The organism is Acinetobacter sp. Lyrl_1 (genome assembly GCF_051948795.1).
Classification (GTDB): domain Bacteria; phylum Pseudomonadota; class Gammaproteobacteria; order Pseudomonadales; family Moraxellaceae; genus Acinetobacter; species Acinetobacter towneri.
In genome coordinates this window covers 1-7,273 of record NZ_JAYJLK010000067.1, presented here as the reverse complement: position 1 = coordinate 7,273, position 7,273 = coordinate 1, and the positions used below count along the sequence as shown (strand labels likewise).

The following is a 7,273-nucleotide window of genomic DNA, read 5'->3' as shown; positions in this document are numbered from 1 at the left end:
GCAAAGCGTCTTTTACAAGATGAAAGAGTGCCGAGAGTATCAAAAAAGAGTGCTCAAGGGTTCTTATCTGAGGTTGAGCATATGAACGGAAATTTATCAAAAAAAATACATTGAAAACATATGGATATTGTTTTTAATTTTACAGCTTGATTTTTCTGAGTATTGGTTTGCAGATAATCAGTTTTTTAGCGCTCAAAAATGGGGTAATTAAGGGTGAAAATCCAACCCCGGGTTTTAGGTTTTTTGAGTGTTTTTTAGCCTAAAAAACAGCATTGTTGAGACGCAAGACAATAATCACGCTACGTTAAAATTAATTGAAATATTATTGATATAAATAATACCTTTTGTTGTTAATAAAATAATAAATTAAAAGCGATTTAATATGAAATTGAGTGTTGTTTTAAATTAATTGGAGAATCAGTTTTAAATAATGTAACCCTTTATTTTGGGTTGATTTTTTGGTTTTTTAACCAAATAAAAAGTACGTTTTTTCATATTATGTTGATAATTTTTAATCAATTTTATACATTGCTGAAGATAGAAACTGTATTTAAGTTGAATTAATCTGTTTTGATGAGTTAATGCTCATAAATGAAAATTCCTTATTCTAGCCTTTAGTGGCTTTGTTGCACAAAGCTATTCTTGAGGGCTTCTTTAGCAATATAATTTCCAGATGAAGAAGCCTGCACCTAAAACTTACCGTACAACCAATTGGTCCTCGTATAACCAAGCTTTAATCAAGCGAGGAAATATTTCAATCTGGTTTGATCCTAAGACCCAATGGTATGCACAACCACAAGGCAAGCACGGACGAAATCAAACTTATTCCGATACAGCGATTCAATGCTGTTTAATGATCAAATCTCTATTCCGTCTTTCTTTACGTATGGTCACTGGCTTTGCTCAAAGCCTGATTAAACTCTGTGGCTGAGCAGCCCCGAATATCAGTGATATTCGTACTCCACCCTCTGTAGACGACAAAAGCATATTGATATTGCGATAAGCTATCAGAAAAGTCGTGATGGGTTACACCTACTCGTCGACTCTACGGGTTTAAAATTTTTAGGTGAAGGTGAATGGAAGCGTAAGAAACATCAGCCTGAATACCGTCGGCAATGGCGTAAACTGCATATTGGTATAGATGCTGAAACACTGCAAATACGTGCCGTTCAGCTTACGACAAATAATGTCAGTGATTCACAAGAACTAGGTGATTTACTGGATCAAATCCCACCAAATGAGCGAATAGATTCTGTCTATACCGATGGGGCGTACGACACGAAGTGCTGCAGACAAGTGATTTCAGATCGTCAAGCACATGCAGTAATTCCACCCAGGAAGAATGCCAAGCCCTGGAAAGATTCTAAAATCAGTTCAATAGAACGAAATGAGTTACTTCAAACGGTTAAGCATTTAGGCAGAACCCTATGGAAAAAATGGTCGGGCTATCACCGTCGCAGTTTGGTGGAAACCAAGATGCATTGCATCAAATTATTAGGAGATAAGCTGACGGCAAGACATTTTCAAAGTCAGGTCAATGAAGTTCATGCGCGTGTGGCAGTTCTGAATAGATTTACGGAATTAGGTAGACCTCACACCCAAGTTGTCACTTAAATTTGAATGGATTGGGGAAAACTCAGCTTTTGAATGTTTATGCAACAAAGCCGCCTTTAGTTAAAACTGCTAATCATAAATATTCTAAAAATAGCCTAAGCTTAATAAGTGGTTCAAAAGGGGCCCAGGCCTTTGCTTTGTCAAAATCTGATTTGCCAAGCAAAGGCCTGGGAATCCGCGAATTTGATTTTTTGTTTTAATAATCCTCAATATTTTAATTTATTGAGGTCCTTTCATAGAATTAATGAGTAAAAAAAGTCTAATTTGGTTTGACCAAAGAAAAAGATACAAATATGATTATTACATTACAGCAAAATCTGTAATCGGGCGTGGAAACCCGCATCTCAACGTGCTAAAGAGTCACTTTTAGTGGCTCTTTTGTGTCTGCATGGCAATGCTTTATGGCAGGCCAAGTAGGGCAGTCTATGACTGGCCGTTTCGTTGAGCGGTATTTCCACCCCTATTTGGTTTGCCACCATCTCGTGGAAAAGATGTTGGCAAATTTCACATTGATCAACGAGATTACAATATGAAAAATATCATTTTAAAAGTACCCATTTCTCTTAGGTTTCTTTTGTTAGCGCTGACTGGATATTGACGGTCATTTAATTCACAGCTTTAACCAAATCGAACTATATACATTTTCAAATTTCGTACTTGAGCGAAAGTAGGAAAGTGTTGCCTGGAGAAAATAAGAAATGGGTTCTACACGACTATTGACCAATATTATTCAGCGTAAAGTCATGTTGCCAGAAGAAATGTCACCTTCAATGCAGCGTGACAATTTTGAAGTGGCACTGACTGATTTTGAAAAGCATCCAATCATCAAATGTTTATTTAAAGCGGATAACCAGCGTTCTACGGAATGTTGGAGCGTGCAAGAAATTGCAAACTTTATTGAAGATTGCACAGAAGATCAAAACATCAATTTATGCATTTTGTATTGGAAAGATATACACGGCAATATTTACATTATTGATGGAGCACATCGTCTTTCCTGTATCTATGCGTGGATTAATAGATATTTTGCGGATGAGCAAGTCACTCAAGCACCTAATTTCAATGATCCACAAAAACAAGATATTCGTTACCTCCGCAATTATTTAGGAGATCTCGCTGATTTTCAAAGAATTTGCACTGATGCTGAATTTGCAGAAAAAAAGTCGAAGTTAGAAGATATTAAAATCAGTTTCAGGCAGGTACTGGGGACTCCGGAAGATGCGCGACGGGTATTTCAATCTATTAACTCAGATACTAAACGTTTAGATAAATATGAGGAATATCACCTAAGAAATCGCGGTAGTGACGCGTATTATGCGATCTATGCCTGTTGTTATATCAATGACAATAAATCTAACCTAGAAGAGCTCCAATATACACGTTTAAATGAGTTGATTGAGTTAGGGGAGAGGATCCACCAGTTACTTTTTTCGACCATTTTATTAGACAATGAAATGAGTCATGGCAAAAAAATTGGCCTGGTCAATGAGCTGATGAATATCATTGCGGGTGATCAGATTCATAATATTATGAGTCTGAATCAGGGGGAGCGCGTTGAAAACCTAATGTCGCATCTGTTGACCATTCTTTGCAGAATAGCGACGCCTGTAAAAAATGCTGGGGTTCCGAGTTTGGGCTTACATCCATACTTATATTTTTATAAGGATCAGCGTTTTCAGATTACTTCTTTTCTTGCATGGTTTTCAATTGTGTATGAAATTCATGAAAGCCGCATGCAGATTCATCATCGAAAGATTAGTTTCAAGGACTTCACCCGGGTACGCCGTAGTATTGAGTTCTTGATCGCCAATTTCCCTGTGGCGACCACCGAAACGGTCGGCAAGTTCGGCAGTGGTATCAAGGGCTATGATCGGCTACAAATTGTCTATAAAGCCTTTATTTGCTTAAGCTTGGAAATGGAGGTTGATTTTGATGATGAGGAATGCCTGAATACCTTTATTCTGTCCATGTCTAAGGCCTTCAAGTACATAAACTTTAACGAGTTTTATGTCGAAAGATTTTTGGGTGGTTATGATGATGCAGTCGTCAAGCATGTGGTGGGATATGTGGAGTCGATTAGTCCAATTTCTCGGTCAAAGCCCAAGGCCTTTTCGGCATTAACCAAGAGTCTGCTTAAGCACAATTTTCTGGTGGGTAATCATAACTTTTGCCTCATTTGTGATGGATTGATCTATCTTGATTCTACTGAATCGGATCATCGGATTGCCAAAGCCGTAGGTGGGCAAGGTGTTCTAGAGAATGGTCTGCTGGTTCATCCCATCTGTAATAGAATGAAATCAGATCTGAGTCTGGAACAGATTAGAGCGGATTTGTTTGGTGAATTACTGTATTAATCAACAGAGCGATGAGCTCATTTTTGCAGATGTATCAATGATTAATCACATGATTTAACTTTTGATACATTCAGCCAATGTGGTTATTTTTAATTCAGTCCAGAATCACAACCAGAAACTAGCTGTAGTTTCTGAATGACCGTCAAGGTCCTTAGTTTCGCCCATAGATTCCCTCTGTGGGCTTTTTTTTGATCAAAAATTGTATAGATGCTCTAAAATAAACCTTTTAGCATTTCATAAGCAATTAGGATTAAGGCTGAGACCATCAGCACAACAAAAATGAGTTCCACTCTAGTTAACATATTAATTCCTTTTACTTTTCACTTAATTTATATAGCAGTTAAGTCGCAGCATCAATGACATAACATGACATGGAAAATAATTAAAAAGACAGAATTTGGATTTTTATCAGATCTACTGTTTGCATGCTTCAACAGTAGCTTTGAATGTTTCACTTAAACTTTAAACTTTTTTTAAAATTGAATATTTTTACATCTAGGTTCTAAACTTTGATAGAATTAATTAAAACTTTAGATTTCAAGTGTAAACAATGCGAAGCGCTAATATTCGACGTGATGGCTACTTAAAATTTCTGAATACATGGCAAAACCGTGATGTCATTAAAGTGCTTTCGGGTGTACGTCGCTCTGGAAAATCCACCTTGTTAGCGATGTTTCAACAAGACCTAAAAGCACAGGGTGTACAAGCCGAAAACATCATTGCTATCAATTTCGAATTTATGGAATTTGAAGAACTCACAGATTACCGTAAACTACATGATTATGTACTGTCTAAAGTTGATAAAAGTAAAAAAAACTATGTTTTTTTAGATGAAATACAACATGTTACTAATTTTGAAAAAGTAGTCGACTCTTTATATGTTCGAGATTATATCGATTTATATATTACAGGCTCAAATGCATTCTTTCTGAGTGGAGAACTTGCGACTTTACTCACAGGACGCTATATAGAGCAACATGTTTTACCCCTTTCATTCCAAGAGTTTAAACAGTGGCATATTGAAAATAATCCGATCATCCAACAATTATCCAATCGTGATTTGTATGCCATGTACACGCACAGTAGTTTCCCCTATACGCTTGCCATGACTAGTCAGCAGGAAACCTATGATTACTTGCAAGCGGTCTATGCCAGTGTAATGTTTAAAGATGTTATTCCTCGTTTGAATACTGCTGATATTAACTCTCTCGAGCGTGTCGCAAGATATTTGGCAAGCGTGACAGGCTCACCCATTTCCATCAATAAAATTAAAAATACCTTTGTTTCAAGCGGGGTTAAAATCTCATTTGAAACAGTAAAACGCTATATTCAGGGCTTACAGGACAGTTTGCTATTTTATAGTGCCGCACAATTTAAAGTACGTGGGCGTGAGTTATTACAATCCTCTGAAAAATACTATTTAGTTGATGTCGGATTGCGCCGGATTATGTTACCTGATGCTAATGCTGATCAAGGTCATATCTTAGAAAATGTGATTTATCTTGAGCTTGTCAGACGAGGTTATACGGTCTATGTAGGGCGGGTTGATGAATATGAAATTGATTTTGTTGCTGTCGATACTTTACAGAATTTAACTTATTATCAGGTGGCATTAGAAACGCTCAATGAGGAGACACTCAGCCGAGAGTTACGTCCATTACAGAAAATTTCTGATTCGTATCCCAAGTATTTGCTTACCTTAGACACGATAGGGACTGAAGCGAATTATAATGGTATTGTAAAAATGAGTGCTCTCGATTGGTTGCTATCTGAAAATAAGTAAAGTTGAGGGTAGACATGGATAATCTTATTTATTAATTAAAAATCAAAGACTTTTCAGCATCATTCAAGAATGTATTCAAGCATAATTTCTGCTCCAATTGTGATGGATCGATTTACCTCGATTCGATTGAGTCAGACTATCATGATTGATCCAGAGTCGCTTACTGAAAGTAGCGAGAATTGCGCTGGAGTTTCTGAAGGATATTAATTCCTTAGTTTGCCCATTCATCCATCTGGGCATTTTTTTTGATTAAAATACAATGCTGTTCTTGCTAAAAAATGACGGCACCCACCATAAAACACAATATTCCAAAAATAATCCAAGGCCATATCTTTGCCTTCGGTTGTTCTAAATTCTGAGGATTATATTCCGTGTGTTCTAGCGATGTCGGTTGTGGAACACGGGTCTTTTTAGAGTAAGGCTGGTGTTTAGAGTAAGATAGTCCCGTACCTGGAATACCGACACTGGTTCGCGTACCTTTTTTCCCAATATTTAGAGAAGCACCAGGTTTGCCAATGCTGGCACTGCTGATGCCTTTATGGGTCAGATTAATTTTAAAACCCGGGAATAATTTAATACTTTTACGAAATCTAAAACCCATATTGCTCTCATTCTAAAATTTAGCTCAATTTACGCTCTACACCAGGATCCATGATCTGCTAGAGATCTTACTTTGACAGCTATCATCACGATATTAGTATATTTTTTATCTGGTGATGGCTTTGTTGCACAAAGCTGTTCTTAAGGACTCCTTCGGCAATATAATTTCCAAATGAAGAAGCCTACACACAAAATCTACCGTACAACCAATTGGCCCGCATATAACCGAGCTCTCATTAATCGTGGGAATATTGCCATTTGGTTCGATCCAAAAACACAATGGTATGCAGAACCTCAAGGCAAACAAGGTCGAAGTCAAACCTACTCCGACATAGCGATTCAATGCTGTTTGATGATCAAATCTCTATTTAGACTCACTTTACGCATGGTCACTGGCTTTGTTCAGAGCCTCATTAAACTTTGTAGATTAGATTGGACAGCGCCAGATTATTCGACTATTTGTAGAAGACAAAAGCATATTGATATTGCGATAAGCTATCAGAAAAGTCGTGATGGTCTCCACCTACTCGTCGACTCTACTGGCTTGAAGTTTTTAGGTGAAGGTGAATGGAAACGTAAGAAACATCAGCCTGAATATCGTCGCCAATGGCGTAAACTTCACATTGGTATAGATGCTGAAACGCTGCAAATACGGGCCGTTCAGCTCACGACAAACAATGTCAGTGATTCACAAGTACTCGAAGATTTACTTGATCAAATTCCACTTGATGAGCAGATTGATTCTGTCTATACAGATGGTGCTTATGACACGAAACACTGCAGAAAAGTCATTTCAGATCGACAGGCACATGCGGTGATTCCGCCAAGAAAAAATGCGAAGCCCTGGAAAGACAAAAAGCTGAGATCTTTAGAAAGAAATGAATTGTTGAAAACGGTTAAATGCCTAGGAAGAGCAATTTGG

4 protein-coding genes and 1 pseudogene are annotated in these 7,273 nt (G+C 37.4%); 4 read left to right on the top strand and 1 reads right to left on the bottom strand.

The annotated features are described in order from the left end of the window. Positions 1-673 precede the first annotated feature (673 nt). The 3 genes and pseudogenes from VF675_RS13145 (at position 674) to VF675_RS13135 (ending at position 5,751) form a co-directional block, all read left to right on the top strand. Positions 674-1,614 (top strand): annotated as a pseudogene (locus VF675_RS13145) (IS5 family transposase). Between the two features lie 698 nt (positions 1,615-2,312). Further along, entirely contained in the window at positions 2,313-3,968 is a 1,656-nt protein-coding gene (locus tag VF675_RS13140; RefSeq protein ID WP_440205340.1) for an HNH endonuclease signature motif containing protein, read from the top strand. A gap of 550 nt (positions 3,969-4,518) precedes the next feature. Further along, complete coding sequence (locus tag VF675_RS13135) at positions 4,519-5,751, top strand: ATP-binding protein (RefSeq protein WP_161417873.1); 1,233 nt, start codon at positions 4,519-4,521, stop codon at positions 5,749-5,751. 271 nt (positions 5,752-6,022) lie between these two features. Here the strand turns inward: VF675_RS13135 and VF675_RS13130 are convergent, their stop codons facing one another. Continuing rightward, positions 6,023-6,352, bottom strand: coding sequence for a DUF4236 domain-containing protein (locus VF675_RS13130; protein ID WP_005403805.1), 330 nt, complete (start codon positions 6,350-6,352; stop codon positions 6,023-6,025). A 171-nt stretch (positions 6,353-6,523) separates the two neighbouring features. On the opposite strand from VF675_RS13130, the gene VF675_RS13125 reads away from it, so the two are divergent. After that, positions 6,524-7,273, top strand: a 750-nt coding sequence (locus tag VF675_RS13125) for an IS5 family transposase (protein WP_440205339.1), incomplete at its 3' end; no start/stop codon positions are given.

Coding starts and splice junctions, on each gene's coding strand:
- VF675_RS13140 (WP_440205340.1), top strand. CDS start 2,313: ATGGGTTCTACACGACTATTGACCAATATTATTCAGCGTAAAGTCATG.
- VF675_RS13130 (WP_005403805.1), bottom strand. CDS start 6,352: ATGGGTTTTAGATTTCGTAAAAGTATTAAATTATTCCCGGGTTTTAAA.
- VF675_RS13135 (WP_161417873.1), top strand. CDS start 4,519: ATGCGAAGCGCTAATATTCGACGTGATGGCTACTTAAAATTTCTGAAT.